The sequence below is a fragment of the Streptomyces mashuensis genome (assembly GCF_014654785.1).
Lineage (GTDB): Bacteria > Actinomycetota > Actinomycetes > Streptomycetales > Streptomycetaceae > Streptomyces > Streptomyces mashuensis.
Genome location: NZ_BNBD01000001.1, coordinates 761649 through 785590 on the forward strand (window position 1 = coordinate 761649; position 23942 = coordinate 785590).

Below are 23942 nucleotides of genomic sequence, written 5' to 3' on the forward strand. Positions count from 1 at the left end.
GCTCCTATGAAGTCACAGAAGCCCGACCGGCCACGCGCCAGTCGACACCGCCCGGCCGGCCGACGATTCCCGTCAAGGACAGCCGAAGCGCCAGTCAGTCGAAGAGTCAGACCCTCGAGCGGTGCCACGTCACATCCTCACTGTCAGTCGGTGGCGGTGTTCCGTTCGAGGGCGCGGCGCAGTTGTTCGATTTTCGGGGGCAGGAGATCCGCGAGCCCGTAACGGTGGCGTCCGCTGTTGTAGCTGCGGATCAGCCCGCGCTGTTGCAGGGGCATGCCCTGGCGACGCCGGGTGTACGAGCCGTCGTCGTGCAGTGTGCCGGCGTGGTTGTGGGCGAGCGAGACCCATAGTGCCTTGGCGCTGCCCTCCAGGCTCTCGGTCAGCTCCGCACGGATGGGCAGCCAGCGGTCGAGTGCAGCCCGGCTCAGGGGCGACAAGGGGATGGTTTCGCGGCGCGCTGGCGTGTCCGTGCCGTGCTGTGGGCGGCGGAGGACGTCCATACTGCGGCCGTCCCCCGACAGGTGACAGATGCGCTGGACCACCAGCTCGCCGGCCCGCGCCCGGGTGTCGAGCATCACCCCCAGTACGGCGATGAACCTTGCCTGACCGGGCGACTGAGCCGTGCACACATCGCGATGCAGTCGGCGTCGCAGAGCTCTGAGCTGCTCGTCCTGCGGGACGGGCCTCAATGCGACAGGCCCCGCGACCCCTATGGTCAAGGCCGGAAGCCCTGCTTCTCGGCGGAGGATCTCCAGACAGACCAGCCGGGCCGCGTTCGTCGGCTCCGATGTCGGCGGCTTCTCACCGTTCACCAGACGGGTGCGCAGCGCGCCGGTCTCCGCCACCCGGATGTAGTGCCGTAGGACCGCCGCGTCGAGGAGCTGCGGCAGATCTTTCCGAGCTTGGCGGGGCAGCCGGTCCTGCTCGAGCGCGGCTGTCAGCTCCTGACGGACCATGCCGAGCTGACGCCGACGTGCCCCTCCGACGGCGAGACCGCCGATGAGCTCGTCGAGAACTGCGATGGACGGATGTGACACAAGGAGCATGGTGCCGCAGGGATGTAGCTAATAACAGGCCCCATGCGCGCTTGACTCGTTCCATCCCTGGTAATGGGCCAGCAGCGGGAGGGGGCCCTGCGATGACCGGGCGACGAGGGAAAGCCCTTGCCGTAGGGCGCGGCGGTGCTGCGTTGTAGCTAGCCGACAGTGCCTCAACGGAGGAGGGCCAGCCGTGGCGACAGGAACGTGGGGACCATTTGGGGACCACACGTCGTGCACGTAAACGGACAACTTTGGCGGTACTGCACGAAGTGGCTCGATGATTTGCCCTGAATATTGGTGATGTGGTGCATGTCTCCTTGACTGGGGGTCAAGGGGTCGTGGGTTCAAATCCCGCCGTCCCGACCAGCGTTTTCGCAGGTCGGAGCCCGTTTTCGCAGTGATGCGGAGGCGGGCTTTCGGTTGTTTGGGGCGGTGGCGGTCGCAGTGTGGTCGCGGGCCAGGCCCTGGGGATGTGAGGCGGAGAGTGAACTGGCTGCCGGGGCAGGGGAGCGGAGACGTGCGAGCCAGCGGCGGATGGGGCCGTGGGGGTTTCGGTGTGGCCGCGGCCAGCGAAGGGGAAGCGGGCGGCGGGCACGCCGCTTCTCTTGCCTCTCGGCCGTGGTGAGGGCGGTCTCGATGGCGTCGACGGCTTCGTGGGCAGCTTGGCGGGTGAGGTGGGGGTAGACGTTTGCCTGGTCGAGAGGGCGGAGTGTCGCAGCGTCTTCGATACGACGATGAACGGGACGTTTGCGGTGATGCTGAGCGTGGCGGCGAGATGCCGGAGGTCGTGGATGGCGATGCGTGAGACATGAGCTTCCATGGCGCGTTTTCGGAAGCGGTCGAGGATGGTCTGTGGTCGTAGTGGTCGCCCGTCGGGTCGGCAGAAGACCAGGCCGATGAACGGGTCGGCCGAGCTGTCGGCAGAAGGCCAGGCCGATGAACGGGTCGGCCGAGCTGCTTTCCAGATGAGTGGCTGCTGCTCGGCGCCGCAGGAGTGCCTCAGCTACCCGGGGCGAGATAGCGGCCCAGTTCTTGCTGCTGCGAGACTTGGGGGGAGTTCGAGGCGGGCATTGTTGATCGCCGAGAGTGTGCAGCGGATATAGAGGACGCGTTCGTCAGGTGGACGTCATCCCAGTGCAGAGCGAGTGCCTCGCCCTTGCGGATGCCGGTCCCTATGAGGACCTCGCACAGGTCTGCCATGAGTGGGTCGGCCTCGTGGCAGTAGGCGAGGAATCGCACTGCCTCCTGTGGGGTCCAGATCTGCCGTTCCGGGTTCGGCGGACGGGGGATGACCGTCGGTCGTGCTGGGTTGTGGGAGAGGCGGTGTTGGCGGACGGCGTCGCCGAGGGCGCTGGAGAGGGTGGCGAGGATGCGGCGGACGGTGACGCTGCCGCCGGAGAGTTGGGCGTGGGCGTAGCCGGCTATGTGCCAGTGGCTGAGCTCCTCCAGCCTCAGTGGCCCGAGGGCTGGTACGAGATCGTCCTGGACGTAGGCGCGGTAGCGCACCAGCGTCGTCGGTTTGAGGCTCAGGGCCTTGGTCTTGAGCCAGTCGGTGAGGTACTCGGCGACGGTCTGGTTCGGTCGGCGGTGAACCCGCCGGCCTCTCCGTCCAACAGCCGGCGGAGAGCGGCTTTGGCGGTGTCTTTGTCGGGGAAGCCGCCGCGGCGGACGGTGGGGCGGTCGGGTGTGGGGGAGGGGAGATCGACGGCAAGGTCCAGGTGCCGTGCTCACGGTTGATTGCGAGGTGGGGGCAGCGGTTGCCCAGCTGCCGTCGGTACTGGTCACGGCATCCGCACCGACGGTAGACGCGCCCCCGCGTGGCGGCGGAGCGCATGGTGATCACTTCCGGAAGATTGAACTGGTCCTACATGCTCATGCTGGACCTCGAAACCGGCGATCCGCGACCATCTATGCAACCACATGGCGGCTGGTGACCACCTGACCTGCAGATTCCCCTTGGCGGGGCGACAAGTGCGGGCTTCTGCTCAAGAGCGTCCGTGGTGACGTGGGTGAGCGCTGACATAGGGATGGCGCTGATTTCACCGGAGCGTGAGCGCAACGACAAGCACTATCGGAGCACCTGTCAAGATCTGCTCTTCTCGTATCCCGGGGGACCGAGACCACGTGTACCACCAGACGCGTGCCTTTATCTCGGTCGTCATGGACCGATTCCTCAAGGCCCGACGAGTCAGCTCTTCCCGATGCGGTCCGGACTTTCGGGCTGCGGATGAATGGAGCGTTGCTGCAGCGGTGAGCGGCGAGGATAGGTACGCCCCGAGGTGGGGAAGTCGATACAGCCGACCGGCGTGTCGACGTGCTGGTCAACGGGGAATCGGTCGCCGAGCCGATGAGGAATTGCCACAAGGTCACCGGTGTCGGCGAGTTCACCCAGTAGCGGACTCCGGTTGGCTTAGCGCCCCGATCGGCGATTGGCGCGGGTATCAGGTGATCGAAAAATCCCGCCGGGCAGGCCAAAGGGGGGGACCAAGGTTACGAAGCAGTCCACGGCCAGTTCCGGGTGTGCATGGAGAGCCTCGTACGCGATGACTGAGCCGAGGGAGTGTGTGCCAGCACCACCTTGGGGCGCACCTGTCGAATCGACTCGGTCATGGCGGACCGGGCAGCAGCCCGTACCTGTGGAACGTGGAGGTAGCGGTGGACCTCGCCCGCCAGCTGGACGGCGAGTCGAATGACCACTTTGATGGGGATGTTGCGTCGTCGGGAGATCCAGGACAGGACTTGCCGCAGTGGTGCAGTGATCAGTCCTTGTTGTTCTTGCAGGGTGGGTGAGCACAAGGCCAGCGCCCAGGCGATGACGAAAGACTGTTCTCGTTCGTCGATGGAAAGCAGGTCGGGTACGGTGGCCTGCTGTTCCGCGGCTTGGGTGTGGTGGGCGTAGTACGCGACGTGCAGGGTAGGAAGTTGGGGGTCGTCCAGTCCAACGGCCGTGAACCCCTGCTGAAGCCTGGGCTGCCACTGCCCTGCTAGTTCGGCGGCCCCCTGTTTCGGCGAGCGGCCGCACAGGTGGTTGGCGATGCCGTGCACTGCGGTGATCGTCACTGCATTGATCCTTCCTCAACGTGACAATGCACGGAGTAGGCCGGGAATCGCCACGGGTCGCCCGTGGTTATGCCCTTGATCTTGGTGATCTCGTACCAGTGTGCCTCCAGCCGCACAACCTCAAATCCGTCGAGCTCCAGTACGGCGACGAGAGCGCGTCCTGAAGTTCGGCCGTCGTCGCAGTAACGAGGCGTGCATAGACCAGGCCGGAGGAGGGCGGCTGTCCCCTCTCCCATTCGTCGACGGTGTGCAACTCCCATCCGTCCGCACGGGCGTCGCCACAGAGCAGTTCGCCCGGCAACCAAGCCAGGATGTGCGTGACGTGGACAGTCGGCTGCGTCGGGCGGGGTGCCGATGCGGCTGAGGAGCAGGCCCAGCCGAGGGCTGCGACGTGGCCACCCTTGCTGCCTATCAGTACACCACCGTCGTAGGGGGGTGATCGTGTGCACTCGGTCTGGTATTGGGGCCGGCCTGCCGTTCACTTGGCTGATCGTCATCAACTGAAAGCTGGCCACGAGGACGGAGCCCAGGAGCGAGGTCGTCAGGAGATCCCGGACCCGCACATGGTCGTCGTCCTGGGACTGCTCAGCCGCGAACAAACGCCCGCCCAGCATCGCAATCGATCTGACGCGGTCCAGCCTGATCGACTGCCGCAGGGTGCCGTCGGTCAGGGACCAGAGACAGACTCTCGTTGCGTTGTGGACGCTGACCATGAGGGACTCGCCGTCGATCTCGCCTGCGACCAGCTCCGTGACCGGCCCCTCCACGCCCGTGAGGATGTGGGAAGTCGACTCTTTCTGCGTGTCCCACACATGGATACCGCCGTCGGCGCAGCCGACCACGGCCCGGACCAAATTGCCCTGCGGGATGGCGGTCAGCGTTGTGGCCGGAGCAGGGAGACGGACCGTCGATTCCAAGAAATCTTCACCGATATTCCAGGTGTCGAGCTCATTCTCCGTGGTCACCGTGACGACGTAGGATGCGTCGCCGACGGTCACGGTAACGACGTGTGTGAGCTCGCCCAGGTCAGTCAGTTCGTGCTCTTCGGCGCCGGTGCTCAGATCCCAGGTCTTGACCTCGCCAAGCGCGAGTTCGGCGCTGAGGACGAGCTCCGAGCCGCCGAGCCGGGTAGTGCCGAGGACCGTGACGGGGTACCAGTGGTTCTGGCCGTGACCGAACCGCGGGCAGACGTCGAGGTCCCACACCCGCAGGTTGCCGTCGCGATGGCCGTGAGCGCGAGCCGAAAACGTTCGACCTGACGGACGTCTCCGAGCGTCAGTCCCCGGTCCTTGGCTCCCGTGACGACCTGGACGGTCTCGCCGTCACCCCGGACCGCATACATGCCGGGGTGGTAGGCGATGGGGGAGAACAGCGGGGCGGGTGCGTGCGTGCTGGATCCGCACCTCCTGGAGCGGGCCGTCTGATGAGAGGGTGACGGGCTGTTCATCCAGTTCGCACAGCACTCTCGGCCTGTGCTCCTGGGGCTCGGCGGAAATGCAGTGGAAGGCGAGGGAACCGTCTGCGGACTCCCTGCCGAGCAGTGAACGGATGGCGGTGTCCCCGGCGTTGGTAGTGTCGAGGGTCATGCCTAAGGAATCACCTGGCAGGCCGATCAGGGTGACGTCGCCACTGACCCGACCGACTGCCAGGCATGTTTCGTCTCCGCTGCCGACTACCGGCAGGGCTGAGACCCTCGCGCCGTCGAGGTGCGCGTCGGCGATGATCGCACCTGTGGCAAGTTCGTACAGCCGAGACGCACCTCCAGGTCCCCGGTCCCGAGATGCCCGATGCCGCGCATGTCCCGGGTGCAGCCCTCCACCAGCGCGACCGAGTCCGGGTCGAGTCTGAGACAGACCAGGATCGCCTCGTGCTTCGGACGGAAGATCACCGATGCCACGGTCACCAGCCGTCGGTAGGCGATGTAGTGCCGCAGTGATGCCACCTCGACCTCGCCCCACGCCGTGAGGGCCTCGTCCAGCTCCGCGTACAGGTCCCGCAAACACTCCGGCACGAGGCTGGTACCTGCAGGTGAATGAGTCGCAAGGGGCCGTCGGCGCGCCGCCGACCACGGCGTCCCGCTCCCGGCTCCGCCGAGACGAAGCGGCGCTCGGTGAGCCGGACGAGGGATCGACGGGCAGCAGGCCGCCGTCGAAGACGCGGTAGCGCACCAGGTCGGTGCGCTCGGGCAGCCACTGCGCGGCCACACGGTCGTGGTGGGAAGAACCAGCCGCGATGCGGACCATCCGCGGACGGCGCCAGTCGGTCGACTCGGCAGCCTCCGCGCCCAGCACCTTCCGGACCAGCGCCTCGAACTCGTGCTGCGCCAAGCGCAGCCAGGAGAGGTACGAGACGGCCTCCGACAGCACCTCGCTGTCGGAACCCTTCTTGAACTCGATCAGCACCGGGCTGCCGTTCTCATCCAGCCCCAGCGTGTCGATCCGCCCCCGGTGCCACGGACCAGTCGCGTACTCCGACGCCACGAACCGAATGCCGAGCATCTGCTCCAGACCGGCCTCGACCCGCCGCTGCAGCTCCACCTCCAGCGCCACCGTCGAACCGGAGAGCTCGACATCCCGACCGTCCGCGTCCTGCCGGAACAGCATCAGCTCGGTCACCAGCGCCCCCCGTGATCTCTGTAAAGGCCAATCAACGGGAGGCCGTGGGTATTCCGCCGTTGGGTAGCGGGAAGAGTGGCTTGCCCAGTCTCCGGGCCGGTACGCCCGAGCCAGGGGCAGGCGCCAACCAGTGGCCCGAAGTCCCGGCTCACCTCAGCGTTCGCAGTACTCTGGATCTTCCCCGAACGTTCGGGGGCCTTCCAGACAGACCATGGGATGGGCCAACCGTAGGATGCCGGCAGCACCTCGGGGCGGAATCCGACGCCGCGGACGTGGCAATGGCATGAGCTCCGGTGTCTGTTGCTGCCGCCAGCGATACACGTCTGCGGAGTCGCATGGATAGCAGGGCCCTAGCGGTCTTGTCGGTGTTTGTCCGTATGATTGACCCTCTCTGGAGTTACTGGGGGCTGCTTTCGGTCACAGGGGTGGGTGCCGCGTAATATTCTCGGGGCGCCTGGCGCGTCCGATCGATCTTGTTCTCCGAGGTAGACGCCGGATTCTTGATCTTGCCAGAGGTTGTGTGATCTCCTGGTGCTCGTTCTTCTCGTCCGATGGAGGTTGGCGCAGTGCGCAGGCAGCACTATGAGGTGCCTCTGGAGCGAAGCGACTACCTGGAGCTCAAGCGTCACAGGAACAGCTGCAAGCCCGAGAACTTCGGTAAGTGGCTCGGTGGCTTCGGTGCTGGCAAGCGCTTGGCCGTCGACCTCTTCTCCGGAGCGGGTGGACTGAGCCTCGGACTGGAGCGAGCCGGGTGGACGGTCGCAGCCGCGGTCGACTTCGACGAGCGGGCGCTCCAGACGCATGCCGCGAACTTCCCGGGCATGAGCCTCCACATGGACCTGGGCAATCCTGACGAGCGTGACAGACTCGTCGAGATGCTGGCGCCGGCCAAGATCGATCTGGTGGCCGGCGGCCCGCCGTGCCAGCCGTTCAGCAGGGCTGGCCGGAGCAAGATCCGCAGCCTCGTGGAGCATCACGGCCGCGATCCCCATGATCGCCGCAAGGAACTGTGGAGTGCCTACCTCGACGTCGTGAAGCGCCTCCGGCCGCGTGCGGTCCTCATGGAGAACGTGCCGGACATGGGTCTCGGCGACGACTTCTTCGTGGTACGCACCATCGAGGAGCAGCTGGAGGACCTCGGCTACGCGACGCAGGTCCGTCTCGTCGATGCGTGGAAGTACGGCGTTCCGCAGCACAGGAAGCGACTGATCCTGCTGGCGAGGAACGACGTGGAGCGCTTCTCGTGGCGGCAGGAGCTGGAGCACGATCAGCGGACCACGCTGCGTGACGCCATCGGTGACCTGCCGGTGCTGTCTGTCGTGCCCACCGAGCGTGTCGGGCAGCGCGAACTCCCTTACGACGAGCCGTCCGAGCTCTCCAAGTTCGCTCAGGACATGCGTAAGCGGGCGCGCAAGGACCGGGTATGGGACCACATGACCCGACGGGTCCGGAAGGACGACGCGGAGATCTTCTCCAGCATGGACTCCAAGACCCTGTACTCGGAGATCTCCCCGGAACTGCAGCGCTACAAGGCCGACCACTTCACGGACAAGTACAAGAAGCTCGACTGGGCGGACCTCAGCAGGTCGATCACCGCGCACATCGCCAAGGACGGCTACTGGTACATCCACCCCGACCAGGATCAGCCGCGCACCCTCACCGTGCGCGAGGCCGCGCGGGTGCAGACCTTCCCGGACAAGTTCAGGTTCGCCGGCACGCGCAGTGACGCCTTCCGCCAGATCGGTAACGCTGTGCCGCCCCTCCTTGGCGAGGCTGCGGCGGAGGCACTGCTGCCCGTGGGCGACGAGCAACCGAGCGAGGGTGGACTCCAGCCGCACTGGCGCACGGTCCGAAGGGACCTGACCGCATGGGCCGAAGGACGGCGTGAGTCGGAGGACTGGTACCAGCTTCCGGGCGAGCAAATGTCCGGCTTGCAGGCCGCCGTCGTGGCCATACTGTCCGGGACCCGGATCCAGCCCGCGCAGCTGGCGGAGATGGTCGAGGTCGTGCGGGGGCGGACGTCCCTGAGCAAGGCCGCGCTCGAGGCACTCACTGCGGCGGCACCCTCCGAGGCGGCGAAGGCGCGGGTCGCCCGGCTAGCCGCGGTGATCGGCAAGTCGAGTGTCTGGGGCGACGAGGAGCAGGTCCGCGAGCAGCTGAAGCTGAAGCCGGCTGAGGCGACGGTCTACCGGCTGCTGGTCGGCGAGGATCTTCTGTGGGTCGGGCAGGGGGCGCTGCGCGTCGCCGCCCGTCTCCACGGCAGCGACTCGGATCGCACGAACAGGCTCAGCGACGGTCGAGTGGACCTGGTGAAGCTCGTCGGAGCCGGCGAGGACGCGCCTCTGCGCATGGCTGCGCTGCGGCTCATCGGAAGCAGCTTCTGCCGGGCCAAGGAGCCGCTCTGCGAACTGTGCCCCCTGAGCAAGTACTGCGTCGCCAGGGAGAGCGTCTCGGGTGACCTGTTCACGGACGCGTTGACCGGAACCCACGGACGGGAGACGGTGCCGACCCGGACTCGCGAGCCTGGTCGCACTGCCGGGCGACGCTGAGCGCGGCGCGCTGAACGTCCGCCCGGATCTCGCACTCCCAGACGCGGACGACGGTCCAGCCGGCGGCCTCGGCTGCTGCGGTGTTCCGGCGGTCGCGTTCCTTGTTGGTCTCGATCTTCGCTTCCCACAGGGAGGCGTTCGGGCCGCGGAACGTCTTCGGGCCGTGCACAGGACATCCGTGCCAGAAGCACCCGTCGACGAACACCGCCATGCTGTATCTGGGCAGGACGAAGTCCGCCGTGCAATGGGCAGCCACCTTGCGCTGTAGACGGAACCGGAGGCCGAGCCGGTGTACGGCACGCCGGAGGGCCACCTCGGGTTTCGTGTCGCGGGGGCGCCGACCGCGCAGATGGCCGCTCAGCTCGGTGCTGACCCACTCCGCGCTCGTGGTGTCCTCACGTGCTGCCATACCTCTGCCCCAGCCCGTCGTCGGCCTACGAGTGCGAGGGTGCCACACTCGTCCCATGCTTCGTGAACCTGCAGAAATCCGTGTCGACGACCACGGCTGGATCGAGCTCCCCATCGGCCTGCTCGCGGAGGCGGGCATCGCACCTGGGGCGGACCTCTTGGCCTTCAGCGACGGCGACGGTCGGATCGTGCTCCGCCGCGCAGAGGACGCCATGAGGGACCTGCTCGAGCGCGGGGAGCTCTGAGGGCCGGGAGGAGTCGGACCTACGGACCAGGGACGAAGCCGAGCGAAAGCGCCTCGCTGCGCGCGTGCAGTGCCTGTACCGCCTGCGGCTCGGGAACCTCCCGTTCGAGCTCGAGTCGCCGACCGACGTACTGCGTGAGCTGGCGCTGCGAGGGATCCAGGTTGTGCGTCTCCTTCGCCCATCGCTCGATGGCATACCACTCGTCCGCCGGGATCGACCTCACCTCGTCGCTCGCCCCCCGATCGCTTTCCGCACCACCCGCGAGGGCCTCGTCGTCCAGCGGCTGATCACGGAGCTCGGCCTCCAGATCGCGAGGCACGGCCCAGGCCACACGGGAGACGGCGTCCCAGCAGGCGGGCTTCTTGGCCCACTCGCCCACGTGGTTGCCCTCACGCGGCCTGGTGACAACCCGCATGACCCGGGGGCACAAGTCGTCGATCGCGGCTTCGAGGGCTGGTGAGACCTGCTGCTCACGCCAGACCCTGTCGAGATCGATGCGCTGTTCCGTGGCGAGCGCCAGACGGGCCATGGTGTAGGTCGTGATCATGCTCTTGTAGCTGCCCGCCTCGTGGTTGGCAGCGATGCGGTCGACTGCCTTGAAGAGGACTGCCATGGCTATCACGCGCTGGCAGTACTGGACGTCGACCCGCGGGGGCGCCTCGCTGATGCGGTCCATGAACGCGACGAAGTTCTTCTGCGCGCCGCGGCTGACGCTGAACGGGAGCAGACTCCAGGAGTTGACGTACTTCGCGAGGTCCGCCTTGGTGAACTTCCGATTGGTCGGGTTGAGCTTCTTGAAGGTGCGCTGCTTCGCCGGAGTCCGGGCCTTGGCCACCTCGTCGGTGTACTGGCCGCGCGCCCTCTCGTAGAACCAGTGGGTCTCCTGGCCGCTGCCGTCCGTCGCCGGCGCCCACAGCGATCGGGTGATCCGCTGGACGGCCACGTGGTACGCGTGGTTCGAGCTGAAGTCGACGAGCGTCACGCGGTTCTGGGTGTTGGAGTACTCGGAGATCATCGGGACGATCTCCGAGAGCCGCTCGGGAGAGACCTCCGTCAGCTTCATCTGGACGGTCACCTGAGACAGGTCGGCCTTGTCCCGGCTCGAGGCGTAGTGCAACGAGGCCGTGGTCTGACCGCCGTTCACCACCTGGAGCCCGTGCACCCGGGAGATGCCCGTGGGGGTGCCGTCAGGGCCGTGCACGAAGTCGACCTGGGACGCGGTCGCCGTGATGCCGTTGTTGTACGCCAGGAACCTGCCCGGTGAGTGCAGCAGGGTCTCCCTGATACCCCGGTTGACCGATCCGCGGGCCTGCAGGAAGGACCGGACGTTCAACTCGAGAAGTCTGGTCCCGTACTCCCCGTACAGGTCGGCCAGTCTCTGGCCGGGGATCATGGCCATGGTCACCGAGTGGTCCGGCTCGCTGTTGGGTGCCGAGACGCAGGGCAGTGGTGGGTCGAACGAGACCACGATGGGCTCGCTGATGCTGCCGGATGTCTCGTGGCGGTGCAGCCGTGCCAGGTCCCACACCTCGTGGGTCACGGGGAGGCCGTCGAACTCGGTGGGCGGGAAGGCGGTACTCGTGCCGACGCGGTTGCTGAGCAGGAAGAGCCGGATCCTCCGTACCTCGGTGAGTGCTTTCTCCACTGCCGCGCACATGTCGTACACGTCGAAGGACTCGTCGATGTGCTGACGCAGCCCGTCCCGACACCGGCGGACGAACGTCAGCAGGCGCCTGAACGCGGTCTCCGCCTGCCCCTTCGTGAGCTTGGACTCCAGCGGGTCCAGGTCGAAGTCGGTCACGAAGAGGTCGAGGCACTCCCCGGAGTCCCCGATGCCGTACCCGTGCACGAGATGACCGTAGGCCGAGTGATAGGCGGTGAACGTGTTGGACACGATGCCGGCCCGTTCCAGGTCCTCGAACACGCGCCGCGTGAACGACTCCGGGGTGGTGGTCCCCTCGGCGTCGGCGGTGGCCTGGACGTCCGTGACGACGTCGTGGGCGTACTGGGACAGGTCGAGCTCAGGCATGGGGTCCCCCGATCAGTGCGGTCACCTCGTCGGTCGTGGCGCGGTGATGGTCAAGTCCCGAGGTGTTCACGTGGTACGAGCACTCACCGACGCCCTCGGGAAGATCCGCCTCGACGAGTCTCGGGAAATTCTCCCCCACGTGCCAGAAGCACAGGTCGCGAACTGTGTAGCGGGGCTCCTCGTACACGTCTCGCTGGCCGGGGAGATAGCCGGCCTGCACGAGACGACCGTCGAAGGCTGCTCGGACGACAGGGATCGTGAGCTGTTCGCGTATGCGGTCCACCAGGCGGTTCAGACTCTCTCCTGAGCCACCCCGCCGTTCGTCGAGCATCGCCAACGCCAACAGGAGCGCAGGCGTCCCGGTGTCGTCCAGCTGGCGCTCGCTGGCGATCCGGATGCTGCGGGGCCGTTTGGCGGTGCTGGCCTTCGCCTCGACGGCGACTCCGGGCAGCTGGAAGTCCTGGTTGGCTCCACTGGGCCCTGTCCATGCATCGACGGCCTCGGCCGGCCCGACGACGGGCAGGATGTGGTCGCGCAGCACCAGGAGCTCGCCGACGAGTCCACGACGGGCCTCAGGGCCGAGACCGTCCCTGCCGACGGCGCGAAGGAGGTCCTGCCACCGCTCGAACCTCTCCACCGCTGCTGTCAGGGCTGCTGCGGCCCCAGGGGCCTCTCGGACCGTGTCAGCTACGTCCGTAACGAGCGGGTTGAACACCTCTCGCAGCTCGTCGGCGGTGAGGACCACTTGGAGCTCGTACTCGAGACGCGACACGGCGCTCACGTTCATCTCCAGCCCGGCAGCGCGAGGCAGCTGGCGCACGGAGCGCACGATGTGGTCGGCGGAGCGAGCGTCCGCCCTGAGCACGAGCATGCGCTGCTGTGCCGGGTGGGAGACGGAGAGGAAGACGTCCAACGGGGCGTCTGGGTGCAGGCGGATACGGGACCTGCCCGGGGCCCCCTGGGGCGCCTCCAGGTCGCGCCACTCGGCTTCGGTGACGGTCACTCCCCGTCCTCCTCGTCGTCGACGGCGTCAAGGCCCTCCTTCTGCCAGATGGCGTTGACCACGTACTCGGTGTCGGACTGGTGCTCGGAGCGCGGGAAGCTCACCTTGAAGCCGACCAGGGGCGGCCGGGTCGGACCGTCCTCGGTCGCCGGCCGCTCGACCAGGTAGACAAGCATCAGTGCCTGGTCGGCTCGGCGCTGCCAGCGGACGTGGTCTCCCGAAGGCGACTGGGGTGCCTTCTCCCGCTTCTTGATGGCTGCGGCCTTCTGTGTCGCTTCCAGGGCGGCGTCCACCTGGTCGCGATCGAGGTCGAAGCGGTACTCGTCGGGAGGGCTGAGCAGTCGGCGGATCGTGTACCGACCGTCGCTGTCGACGTCGTTGAGCGCCGTGCGCTCCACGGGCCCCAGGCTGTAACCGGCGATGTCCTGCGGTTCCTTGGCTGCCTGCTTGCCGACCAGGACCACCGTCCACTGCGGGAGCTCACCTACAGCCATGCACTGTTCGATGTACTTCGCGATGAAACGGGGGCGAACCCTCTGGGCCATGCGGTCGGTCTCGTAACGCGTGAGGAAGTCCACGATGGCGTCGGAGGGCACCTGCTTCCACGTCACGTTGGCCCCCGCCGTCGTCTGGTCGCCGGTGGCCAGGCCGTCGAGTCTCCGGACGAAGTCCCCGAGTACCTTGAGGTTGTGTTCCGGGACCCCGTCGGAGACGTTGAAGATCACCGTCTCAGGCCCCTCCCCGGAATAGCTGAGCATGACCTTCGTGCCCTGGCGCATCTTGTTGGCAGCCGTGACGGCGAGGCCCAGAGAGGAGGCGCGGACCTTCAGGCCGAAGCGCCTCGGACTGAGGTTCAGCGCCGCCATCTCCTCGACCTCACGACGCAGTTCGTCGGTCGCGGCAGTCACCTCGATGTACTTCGCCTGCAGATCGGGAGTGGTGTACAGGCGGCAGAGGTCCTCGTGCCCCGGCCGGTATCCGAACCAGCGTCCCATCTGGAGCAAGGTGTCGTACGTGCTGGACGTGCGCAGGTAATAGCTGACTGTCAGCCCCTCCAGGGTGAGACCTCGGGAGAGCTTCTGGCCCCCGATCGCGATGACCGAGAGACCGGTCCTGCGGTGCTCGTAGTAGTCGAGTGCGTCGCGGGAGGCGCCGTTGACTGTCTTGACCACGATCTTCCGTAGCGCGGGCATGAGCTGGCTCGACACGTCCTCCCAGGTGATGCGTCGGGCTTCGTCCGCGGGAAAGTGTTCCGTGGTGGGGACGAAGTCCCGCTCCCACAGGGCCCGGAACTCGGCCATGCGCTGCGGTGCCTGTCCGTACCGGTCGCGGAGCGAGTCCACGAGGAGCCGCAGGTAGTCGTCCACCTGGTCCCGGACGATGCCTTGGACCGCCGTGAAGCGGGTGACGTGCACCAGCATGGAGTTGTGCACCTTGGTCTGTCCGCGCACCCGCCGTGCAGCGCTGGCGAGGACGAACGAGGCGATCGCCTCCCGGAAGGACCGGGGAAGGTCGTCGGAGGGGACGAAGGAGGACTTGTGCTTGCTCGGGATCCAGCTCTCGGCGTCGTCCACGGGGCGTACGAGCGGAAGCGGGGGCACGTCCTCCTCGTCGTCGTCGACCTGGAGACCGAACACCCGCTCCGGACCAAGATAGTTGGTCGGCGAGGGCAGGGTGCGGATGAAGCTGTCGGGGAAGAGGTCGGCGCCGAGTTCGGCGTGGTCGGCGTCGGGATCGATGTAGATGTTGGCGAACGGGGTGGCGGTGTACCCGACGTACGCCGACTTCTCGAAGCTCTTCATGAGCTCACGGATCGCACCGTTGGTCCTGGTCGGATCCGCGTCCGGATCACGCTCGGTGTTGATGGAGGCGTTGTCCGCCTCGTCGTCGATGACGAACAGCGGGATGTCGCGTACGACCTTGTTCCCGCTCTCGTCCTCCGTGCCCTGGACCTCGGTCACCCACGTCCGCAGGTACTCGAGGATCTTCCAGTGCTTCTTGACGACGAGAACGACCGGGAAACGGCCGAGCGGGAAGTTGACGGCGTTGGCCGCCTGCCGGCCGAAGTCGCCCTTCTCCGAGCTGTTGGTGGGGGATGCGATGTCGAGCTTCTTGGCGCCCGGCATGCGGCCGGCACCCATGAGGCGGGACTTCCCGTTCTGGTTGGACCGTTGCTGGTGCTGGGTGTCGAACCCCAGGAGCCCCTCGTCGACACGCAGCTGGGTCTGGCTCCGGAGGTCGTTGTGGATGCCGGCGAGGATCACCACGAACTGGTACCCGGCGTCCACGGCCTTCGCGGCGAGCCCGATGTACTGGCCGGTCTTGCCCGACTGGACCTGGCCGATCACCAGGCCCGTCCGGCGCCACGAGCCGACACGGCGCGGGTCCTCGAGCTGGCTCAGGACCTCGTCCGTGCTCTGGTCCAGCCGGCGCACGACGAGCGGCGGGAGGTTCCGGACGTCCTCCAGGTAACGGCGGTAGCGTTCCCAGAAGTCCCAGGCCCGGTCGTTCTTGGCTTCGGGCAGCCAGGGCTCGTGCCCGCTGTCGCTCTCCAGCCCGGAGGAGCCCTCCTGGAAGACCGCCGTCAGGACCTCGATCTCCTTGGCCAGCTGCTCACGGTCGAGAACCTCGCCCTGGCCGGCCAGCATCCCGAAGATGACGGTGACCGCGTTCTGCACCTCGTCCGGCGTCGGCTGACGGTCCTGCGACAGTAGTGCGAGAACCAGGCGACGGGCCTTGGCAAGGGACTCGAGAGAGTCCTCGGGGGTGGAACTCACAGCAGACCTCCGGCTGGGCGGGAATGGCATGGGCAGGCTAGGGGCGGGCACTGACAACGGGTTCACCCGTTCCAGAAGCCCTGCATCTGGTCGAAGGGGGGCATCGTCCGGAGGCGTTCGCGAGCGGCCGCAGGCGAGCGGCCGTCTGAGACCAGCGCCTCGTAGATGCGCTGTGCGACCTCCGTGGCCTCGGCGTCGGCAGGCCCGGGGCCCCCGAAGGGCTCGGGGTCGTCGCTGGTGTCCGTCTCGTGCATCACGCGGAGGGCGGTGACCGGCACCGTCTCCTCAAGCAGACGGATCAGGGCACGCACGTCATCCGAGCCGGTACCGCCAGAGCGCAGAGCCGCCTTCACCAGAGGGTGGCCCCGGTTGATCCGGCAGGTGACCTGGTCGTCGGCACGACGGACGTTCCACGCGTACACGAGCGGGTCCCCGTGCGTGCGCGCAGCGATCTGCCCGCGGTGCCGAAGCACGTCGGCGGCCCTTCTCCTGGCCTGCAGGGCGATGCGCCGCAGATGAGAACGCAGTGCGACGGGCGGGACGACACTGGACTTCCGGACGTCGACCCCCCATTCGACATCCGTCTCGGCGGGGATGTCCACGGCGATCCGTGCCAGGTTGTACTTCTCCTCGCGGCGCAACCCACGCTGTCCGAGCCAGTCACCGGCCAGGATCAGACGGTCCCGGCGGTACACGTAGAACCCCTGCTGGTCGAGCCACCCACGCGGGCCGGCGGCCTTCTCGTACTCGTCCGGGGCGAGCCTCTGGGCACTGGGGAGGACGAACGCCTCCACCCGTACGGAACCCGCCCCCGACCGCAGACGCTCGACCGGAAGGGGTTGCACGGACGGGTGGCGGGACAGGAACGGATCCCAGGGCTCGACGGGGCTGCCCGACACACGCAGGTTGCGACGTCGGCTTCCGGTGAGGAACCTGCCGAAGACCATGCCCAGGTGGGACTCCGTGCGGGCGGCCTCCGCGTAGAACTGCTTCTGGGTCCGCTCGTCATCCACCGTCACCGCATCGACGTGGTAGCCGTTGAGGCGCCGCCACAACACGATTGTGCCGTGGTCCGCCTCACCCCGGATCCTGTCGATCAGCTCGCAGGTCGTCTCGTCCGCGCCGCGTAGCAGTCGCCACTCGCCTGACCTCTCGACGACGTCGAGGTCCCACGTGCGTACGTGCCATTCGCCGCTGGTGGCGGTGGCGACGGTGAGCTGCCGGGCCTGTGAGAACGAGGCCGACTTGAGGCCGACGCCGAAGCGCCCCAGGTCCGTAGCGCTTCGGGGCGTCGCAGGGCCTCGCGCGGCCACGGTCATGGCGATCAAGAGCTCGCCGGCAGTCATCCCGGCACCGTCGTCGGCAACGGCGATCCAGGAGTCCTGCCCGGCCCAGGTGAACTCGACGTCGATCGTGAACGCCCCCGCGGAAATGCTGTTGTCCACGAGATCCGCGATGGCGGCAGGCAGGGAGTACCCGAGCGAACTGAGCGAGGCGACCATGCCCGCCGGCTCCGGAGCTGCTATGTCGTACGTCACGCCGATGTCCAGCCTGTTTCCGATTTCTGATACTGGTTGCGATTATCCACGTATGCCGTTCGGGTCCTGGATGGGTAGTCGAGTCGAGGTGTGAACGTTCCATTCCACGGCCCTCGGAGTCACGAGGGCTGGGCAGACGATGAGGACGTCGCCGTGTCGGATCAGCGGAGAGCTCCTGCACGAGCGCCCGGTCCGGTAAGTGAGTCTTTCCACCGCCAGCGCCCGATGCGACTCCGAGACGTCCGGGCACATCTCCGCGAGGACGGCCATCAGCCGGGCGTCTGTCAGGTGGAAGAGCGTCGTCTCCAGCCGGGAGAGCCTGTGCGCTGTCTGCTCGCACAGGGAGGCGAGTCCCGTGATCAAGACCAGGACGCTGATCATGTCGTCGGCGGTCATCCCTCACCCATGGGACAGGAATCGGCCACCTGTCCTTCGGGCACCGGCTGCCGGTATGCCTCGATCGTCGTGGAGGCGCGCTGGACGGCAGCGCGCAGGACCTCTGGTGGCGGGCTGGTCCGGGAGTCGACAGGCGAGTGGAGATCCATCGGCGCTCCGTCTCCGACAGCTTCAGCAGCCGTGTGGGACGTGCGTCGTGTTCGAGGAACATGTCGGCTACCTTGGCTGATGCGTTCCAGTGGTGGCGCATCCGGAAGCTTCCCCTGGTCATCAGAATCCGATAGGCCCCGCTCCGGTGGAGTCTCGTCGCCGTCCGGAGAAAGCCGTAGATCCGCTCCGGTCCGGAGTTCCAGCCACGCATTCACGCAGGCTCCACTTGTGGACGATCGGTGTTTGACGGGCCCTGCGACGCCTGGCGGGGCCGGTGATGGGGAGGGCAGAGCGTGGGCCCTCCCCACCGGGCATTCACAAGGTGGGGTCCCAGTACCCGACTTTCGAGCCGTCCGGGGAACCGAACAGGTGCCAGCGGGAGAGATTCCGGTTCCAGGACTGACAAGCCGTCTCGGGGAGCTGGAGGCAGCCGTGGTCCGCACCCTCGTTCGTGATCATGCAGTTGGGGTCGTACAGACAGGAGTCGTTGTCGACGGCCCGGCTCACGACCGCGTCGAGGTTCTGCTCGAGTACGGTCCGCATGGCTCCGAGGCTGAACTCGCTTCCGCCGTTGGGATAGATGGCGAAGGCCAAGTCGTACGGGAACAGGTATTCGGAGAGGCTGGTCTCGCTGTAGCCACTGTCGACTGCGAGCGCCCGCAGGAGCTGATGCGACAGGGAGTGGAGCAGACCGAAAAGCTCGTGGACGGGTAGATCGGGATGCCCTGGTGCCGGGCGGGTCTCGTGGGAAAGGGCCTTGCCGTCGCTCGGACCGAGCTGGTGTACCAGCCACTGGGTGACGCCGCCGGCGTCATCGAGGGCGCGTCGACTCACGAGCTCGTTGCGGACCAACCACCGGCTCACCCGTTCCCTGTCCACCGGGAAGAGGAGTGCCTCCGCCTGTGTGGGATGTGCGTAGAGCAGGGTCTTCTCAGGGGTGCCCCGTGAGGCGCGCCCCCGGTAGGGCACGAGGTCCGCCTCCTCGGGGCTGAACCCCGTCCGGCTGTAGCCGATCGCGAGGTAGGTGATCGGGAGATCGCTCACCAGACAGGTGTCCCGGCCGAGGCCGGCAGCCGCAAGGACCTCGGGGTAGCGCTCGTACAGGGCGCGGCGCTCGGCGTTGCGTGCCTCCCGCTGGAGGCGGGGGACGCCTAGGCGCTCCAGGTTGAGGACCCGACGGTAGGTGTGCAGCTCGGCTGCGAGCCCGCGGGCGTCGTCGCTTTCGGTGTCGAGCCCGAGAGCCTTACCCACCCGCTCCCTCAGATGGTCCACCTCGACGGGCATGAAGCGCGCCCGCAGCACACGCGCCTGGTCGTGCAGACCGGCCTCCTCCATCACACGGATGCTCTCGACGACCTCCTCGGGGACGTCCACCGTGTGTCCGTCCGTGAGTCGCCGGAACTCCTCCTCGGTGATCTCACCGAGCCACCAGCCGAGCACGGCAGCCGTGTAGAGGGGATTGCTCTGACGGGTGGCCTCTTCGGTCGTCGTCACGTTCACGAGCGTCAGGCCTTGGCCGACATGCGCCGTTCCCGCCGTGTGGAGCAGGGGATGCATGAACTTGTCCGGGTAGCTGCACGAGGAGTTGCTGCAGCTCCACTGCACACCCAGCGGGAACCCGCATGTCATGCACTCCCACCGGAAGTCGCGGAACCGACTCGCACGGTCGTCCAGCCTGAACCGGGTGTGTCCCCTCGGGCACTTGCTCGGCGGGAACATGGGCGACATCTCGCCGCACCTGTGCGCGAACACGAACTGGAGCTGCCGGTTGCCGACGGCGTTGCCGCACGCGGGACAGGCCGGCGGCCAGTCGTTCGTTCCCGGCCGGGGGTCACTGGCCGACCAGACGTGTCCGCACCTGCCGCCGGCACAGCGCACCACCCGAGGCCAGATACGGCAGAAGACCTTGCCGGGGACCACGACCTCGTAGTGGCGATCGGCGAGACGGTCCTCGTCTCCGGGAAACTCGGGTGCGCGGTCGGAGCCAGCGGCGAACGCGCGGCCGGCGGCCCGCCACCTGCGTACGAACCGCATGGCCTCCTGGACCAGGTGCACGCGGTCGAGTGAGGGGCCGTCGAACTCCTCGTCCCGTCCGAACTGCACCACCTGGGCGGTGTAGCCGCCGCGGTGGTCGAAGGTCTGACCTGGGCGGTACCGGTAGAGGACCTGGCCTCGGTCGCGGGCCATGTCGTCGTTCCTCGGGTTGAACGCCATCACGGCCTCCTGCCGTCGGACACGATGTGGAACGGGATGCCCTCGGAGACATCTCGGAGACTCGTCATGGGCCGGTATTCGAGGCCCAGGTAGTCGCCTGTGGCGCGGTATCCGCGGTTGTTGCCACCGGAGAGGCCGGCAGAGGCCCCGGCGGAGCGGAGGCTGGCCAGTGCATGCTCCACCATGTCCTCGAGGTCACTGTGGAGCTCCTGGCCCTCCGGGCGATCCGACTGGAAGACAGTGTGAAGTGCTTCCAACAGTGCGGTGAGCTGTACACCCTCGAGCCCTCCGAACGAAGGATCACGGAGCGCGGCCTGCATCTTCGAGAGGTCGTGCAGGTGCCCCGGCGCGTTACCCGCCCGCCACCAGTCCCGGTTGGCGACCTGGAGGAGATGGCCCATCAGTATCCCGGGGAGGGTCCTGCGGACGGCGAACCGGCTCCAGCGGTTGATGGCCACCGGCTCGACCATCCGGTCGAGGTACTCGTGGAACTTGCCGTGGTACCGGTAGTGCGACCGGTCCCGCTCCCGCACCGGGTTGAAGAGCATGAACACGAGGCCGTGGTACGCACGGCCGACCCGCGACGACGCCTGGATGTACTCGGCCATGGACCTGGGCATCCCGTTGAACAGCATGAGGTTCAACCGGTCCACGTCGACCCCGTGGCTGACCATGCTCGTCGCGACGACCATGCCCGTGTTGCCGTTGGTGCTACCCAGGTCGTCTAGGACGCCACGCACCTCGTCCAGGCGCGTCTCGCCTTTCAGCTCGGCCACGCGGAGATCAGGGAACCCCTCCCTGCGCAGGGCCTCGTTGACCTGGGTGTCCAGCGAGCGCCGGATACGACCGAAGTCCACGAGGGTCGTCGCATACGTGAGACTCGTACGGTACAGGTCTACGACTGCGCGGAGCTCCTCCTCCGGCCAGGCTTCGAGAGCCGGGGGAAGATCCCGGCGCTGGTCGAGCTTCCACAGAGCCCGGTGTGCGGACGTCAGGATCCTGACCAGCGTCATCTCCGCCGTACCTCGTGTCGGCATGACCCCGACAAAACGGCGCAGGGGAAGACCCCGGTCGAGACGCCAGTAGAAGCTCTCGTCGAGGTTGGGGCCGGGAAGAGGAACCACCACCGACCGCAGGCCGAAGAGGTGCTCGCTCTGGCGGTCCTCGCCACGGATGGTCGCGGTGGTCGCGACCACCTTCATCCGGACGCCCCGTCCGTCGGGGCGCTGCCGGGCTGTCAGTGTGCGCTGGACCTCCGCCAAGAGCCCCTCGTAGTGCCCCGAGAACGCACCGAGTTCCTCGTTGACCATGTGGAGTTCGTCGATGATCTCCAACGACGGGGAGGGGTCGTAGAGGGGAGCCCCCAAGGGCTTGGGAGGCGATTTCGGATGGCCTGGGGCATGACGCTCGTGGCACTTGCCGCCCCGACCGAACCCGTGGAGGGTGCACCAGCAGTCGACGTCCCCGAAGAGCGCGCCGAACCGGTCCGACAGTCCGATGTTCGCGAGCTTGTCCAGCGTGCCGACCACGACGGTGGGGAGGTAGCGGTAGATCTCCGTGTCCACCACGACGATCGGGAGGACCTTGCCGCACCGTTCGTTGCCGCAGACGTGTTCCAACCTGAGGCGCTGAGGGTCGGGCGGCGGGATGTGCACCGACCGCTCACCGCAGTAGGGGCAGTCGTGCACCAGTCGGAACGCGTGCCGCTCCGCCTCGCTCGACCGGAGGCGGTCGAGCGTGCGGTCGGCGGTCAGGGAGTTCGGCGTGTTGCCGCCGCCGGCGTAGAACCCGATGAAGAACGGCCACCCGGGGTCACCGCCGACCTCCTTGAGCCTGTCGGCGTTCCGTTCCCGGACGATGTCCGCGGCAGCGACGACGTCGAGTTGTCGCTGTGTCTGCTGCAGGGTGAGCAACCTGAGGGGGAAACGGCACCAGGCAGAGACCCCGACCGTTTTGCCCCTGGCGCGGTCGTAGAACATGCACACCAGCACCAGCCCGAGGTACGCCTCGGTCTTGCCGCCTCCGGTCGGATACCAGACGACGGTGGCCGCCTCTGTCGGATCCACGCCTTGGTCGTCGCCCCAGAGCCCGGGGGAGAAGAGGTGCTGCGGGTGTTCCCGCCAGGCCAGGGCGCCAAGCTGGCTGACGATGGCCACGAGCTGGAACAGCCGCCATCCCCGACTCGGCCGCTTCCGACGCTGGTTGAGCTCCGTCATGGACTCATTCGCGAGCTGGAAGGCCACCAGCAGGCGCCTGTCCCGACGCAACCACGCGATGCCGTCGCGGAACCGTGAGACCTCGAGCGCTGCGGCCCATCGGTCGGCCTCCTTCCGATCGGCCAGTCCGGGCCTGTCCTGGAGATCCGCTGTGCTCCAGGCCGGCGAGTCCAGGTACGCCTCCATCTCGTCGGCGAGGTCGTCGAGAACCGTAAGCGGGTCGGCCGCGAGCGCTGCGTATCCCCATCGCTCGTCTGTCCGGGCCACGGCGCGGTGGGTGTCGTGCTGTGGAACAGGCACACTTCGCACAGCCACGAGTCGCCCGTCGTGCCACTGCGGCTCGACACCGCAGTTGTTCGCGTACGCCCCGAGCTCCCCGGAGTAGCGATAGGCGTCGGCACCAAGGTCCATCGTGATCGGCAGCAGACGGTCGCCCTCGACTTCCAGGCCCGCGCGGAACAGGGCGTTGTCCCTGGCCTCGTCACGGCGCGTACGGCCGGCGTTGCTACCACGACCCTGGACGGTCACGACGGGGTCCTTGGCGAGGTTCTGGAGCGTCGCCGTCACTCGGAGCCGACCGGAGCCGACCGGCCTTGACGTGACGACGACGTGCGCGGCGGGGGACGGCACCACGGGGTCCCCGCCCACCTCCCGGGCCAGCCACTGCTCGAAGGCATCGTCGTCCTTCATCGCGGCAGGAGGGACCAGGCGCTCTCGGCGGTCGCTCCCGACACGACGGTCGATCCGCGGGTCACGGAGAGCCAGCTCGACGGCCTTCGCGAAAGCGCGCCGGAACTCGGCTTCCAGGGTCGGCCGCAGAGCGGCCTCGTGCCCCAAGACGATCTCCACCGGCCCGACCGTCACACCAAGTCGCTTGAACAACGGAGCCAGCCGGTACGGCTCCTCGCGTTCGCCGGCCCACTCCAGCTGCTGGACGCGGGTCGGCAGCGCAGAGTAGTAGAACGAGGCTTTGGCCTTGACAATGACGGAGCTGGCGTTCTCGGCTTCAAACTCGAATCCGAGGCTGTCCGGAGTGGTCCGTCCGTATCGTGGAGCGGCGCCGCCTGGCTCGACGGTGTGGGGGCCGAGGCTTTCCATGAAGTAGCGGGCACTGGGAGGTTCGCCCAGGCATACATCGCCTTGGGCCTCTCCCGTCGCGTCGCTGACCACCGCGCTCACGAGGTGCTCGACGAGCGCTGTCTGCTGGGCGACACTCGGCTCGAACGGGGGAGTGGTCACGGCGTCTCCCCAAGAGGCTGGGCGTGTGCCGCCGGAATGGGGGAGAGGCCGTAAGAGGACCTGACGAGGCAGGTGCCGTCGCTCGGGAACTGGCGACGGGGGAGCCGAATCGGCTCCGATGTGCGTGCCGGGGGTGGTGAACATGCCGAACCGGCCCGCAGGACAGGGATGTCCACGGGAACTCCAAGGTCCGCGAGTCAGAAGCCGCCATGGCACGACGCCAGGGCCGGACATCTTCTGCTTCTCCGAACCTGAGCAGCATGGGCTCAGATGGAGTGAAGTTACAAGATGCTAATCCGAATTGGTCAACTCTGTCTCGAACGATTCGATCTCTTGTCTGGATCGATCGAACGCGCCGATGAGCTCCTGCTCGGAGCGGATCGGTGTCCCCGTCCCCTTGGGCCATGGACGGGGGTGCCGACCTCTGTCGCAAGGGCGGACTGCGAGTGGCCCCGCTCTCGCC

General features: G+C 67.3%; 16 protein-coding genes. 2 read left to right on the forward strand and 14 right to left on the reverse strand.

Annotation, left to right across the window (positions count from 1 at the left end):
• Nucleotides 1-143 precede the first annotated feature (143 nt).
• The 6 genes from IE305_RS03130 to IE305_RS03155 all read right to left on the reverse strand — a co-directional run bounded on the left by IE305_RS03130 (nt 144) and on the right by IE305_RS03155 (nt 6715).
• The gene (locus tag IE305_RS03130) at nt 144-1037 is read right to left on the reverse strand and encodes a hypothetical protein (protein WP_229890471.1); all 894 of its coding nucleotides are present in this window, start codon (nt 1035-1037) and stop codon (nt 144-146) included.
• A gap of 331 nt (nt 1038-1368) precedes the next feature.
• Nucleotides 1369-2043, reverse strand: a complete 675-nt coding sequence (locus IE305_RS03135; protein WP_190128191.1) for a tyrosine-type recombinase/integrase — start codon at nt 2041-2043, stop codon at nt 1369-1371.
• Entirely contained in the window at nt 2040-2825 is a 786-nt protein-coding gene (locus tag IE305_RS33725) for a tyrosine-type recombinase/integrase (protein ID WP_190127782.1), read from the reverse strand. The genes IE305_RS03135 and IE305_RS33725 overlap by 4 nt, the downstream gene beginning before the upstream one ends.
• A 705-nt stretch (nt 2826-3530) precedes the next feature.
• On the reverse strand, nt 3531-4100 hold the full coding sequence (locus IE305_RS03145; protein ID WP_190127783.1) for a hypothetical protein: 570 nt from the start codon (nt 4098-4100) through the stop codon (nt 3531-3533).
• Complete coding sequence (locus IE305_RS03150) at nt 4097-5305, reverse strand: WD40 repeat domain-containing protein (protein WP_190127784.1); 1209 nt, start codon at nt 5303-5305, stop codon at nt 4097-4099. Before IE305_RS03150 ends, IE305_RS03145 begins: the two co-directional genes overlap by 4 nt.
• A gap of 117 nt (nt 5306-5422) precedes the next feature.
• Entirely contained in the window at nt 5423-6715 is a 1293-nt protein-coding gene (locus tag IE305_RS03155; RefSeq protein ID WP_229890476.1) for a PDDEXK family nuclease, read from the reverse strand.
• Nucleotides 6716-7281: 566 nt separating this feature from the next.
• On the opposite strand from IE305_RS03155, the gene dcm reads away from it, so the two are divergent.
• Nucleotides 7282-9264 (forward strand): DNA (cytosine-5-)-methyltransferase, encoded by a 1983-nt coding sequence (dcm, locus tag IE305_RS03160; protein ID WP_190127785.1) that lies wholly within the window; start codon nt 7282-7284, stop codon nt 9262-9264.
• On the opposite strand, the gene IE305_RS03165 is transcribed toward dcm, so the two are convergent.
• Entirely contained in the window at nt 9179-9673 is a 495-nt protein-coding gene (locus IE305_RS03165; RefSeq protein WP_190127786.1) for a very short patch repair endonuclease, read from the reverse strand. The two genes, dcm and IE305_RS03165, sit on opposite strands and share 86 nt — an antisense overlap.
• A 55-nt stretch (nt 9674-9728) precedes the next feature.
• Between IE305_RS03165 and IE305_RS03170 the strand changes: the two genes are divergently transcribed.
• Nucleotides 9729-9917, forward strand: coding sequence for a hypothetical protein (locus tag IE305_RS03170; RefSeq protein WP_190127787.1), 189 nt, complete (start codon nt 9729-9731; stop codon nt 9915-9917).
• A gap of 19 nt (nt 9918-9936) precedes the next feature.
• On the opposite strand, the gene IE305_RS03175 is transcribed toward IE305_RS03170, so the two are convergent.
• The 7 genes from IE305_RS03175 to IE305_RS03205 all read right to left on the reverse strand — a co-directional run bounded on the left by IE305_RS03175 (nt 9937) and on the right by IE305_RS03205 (nt 23479).
• Nucleotides 9937-11946 carry an AIPR family protein gene (locus IE305_RS03175; RefSeq protein WP_190127788.1) on the reverse strand — a complete coding sequence of 670 codons (2010 nt, stop codon included), beginning with the start codon at nt 11944-11946 and terminating at the stop codon, nt 9937-9939.
• Complete coding sequence (locus IE305_RS03180) at nt 11939-12949, reverse strand: PD-(D/E)XK motif protein (protein ID WP_190127789.1); 1011 nt, start codon at nt 12947-12949, stop codon at nt 11939-11941. Before IE305_RS03180 ends, IE305_RS03175 begins: the two co-directional genes overlap by 8 nt.
• Nucleotides 12946-15726 (reverse strand): Z1 domain-containing protein, encoded by a 2781-nt coding sequence (locus IE305_RS03185; RefSeq protein WP_190127790.1) that lies wholly within the window; start codon nt 15724-15726, stop codon nt 12946-12948. The genes IE305_RS03180 and IE305_RS03185 overlap by 4 nt, the downstream gene beginning before the upstream one ends.
• Before the next feature lie 62 nt (nt 15727-15788).
• Entirely contained in the window at nt 15789-17264 is a 1476-nt protein-coding gene (locus IE305_RS03190; RefSeq protein ID WP_190127791.1) for an ATP-binding protein, read from the reverse strand.
• A 42-nt stretch (nt 17265-17306) separates the two neighbouring features.
• The gene (locus IE305_RS03195) at nt 17307-17660 is read right to left on the reverse strand and encodes a hypothetical protein (RefSeq protein WP_190127792.1); all 354 of its coding nucleotides are present in this window, start codon (nt 17658-17660) and stop codon (nt 17307-17309) included.
• A gap of 465 nt (nt 17661-18125) precedes the next feature.
• A complete protein-coding gene (locus IE305_RS03200; RefSeq protein ID WP_190127793.1) occupies nt 18126-20024 on the reverse strand; it encodes a DUF8724 domain-containing protein in 1899 nt (632 codons plus the stop codon).
• Complete coding sequence (locus IE305_RS03205) at nt 20024-23479, reverse strand: helicase-related protein (RefSeq protein WP_190127794.1); 3456 nt, start codon at nt 23477-23479, stop codon at nt 20024-20026. Before IE305_RS03205 ends, IE305_RS03200 begins: the two co-directional genes overlap by 1 nt.
• Between the last annotated feature and the right edge of the window lie 463 nt (nt 23480-23942).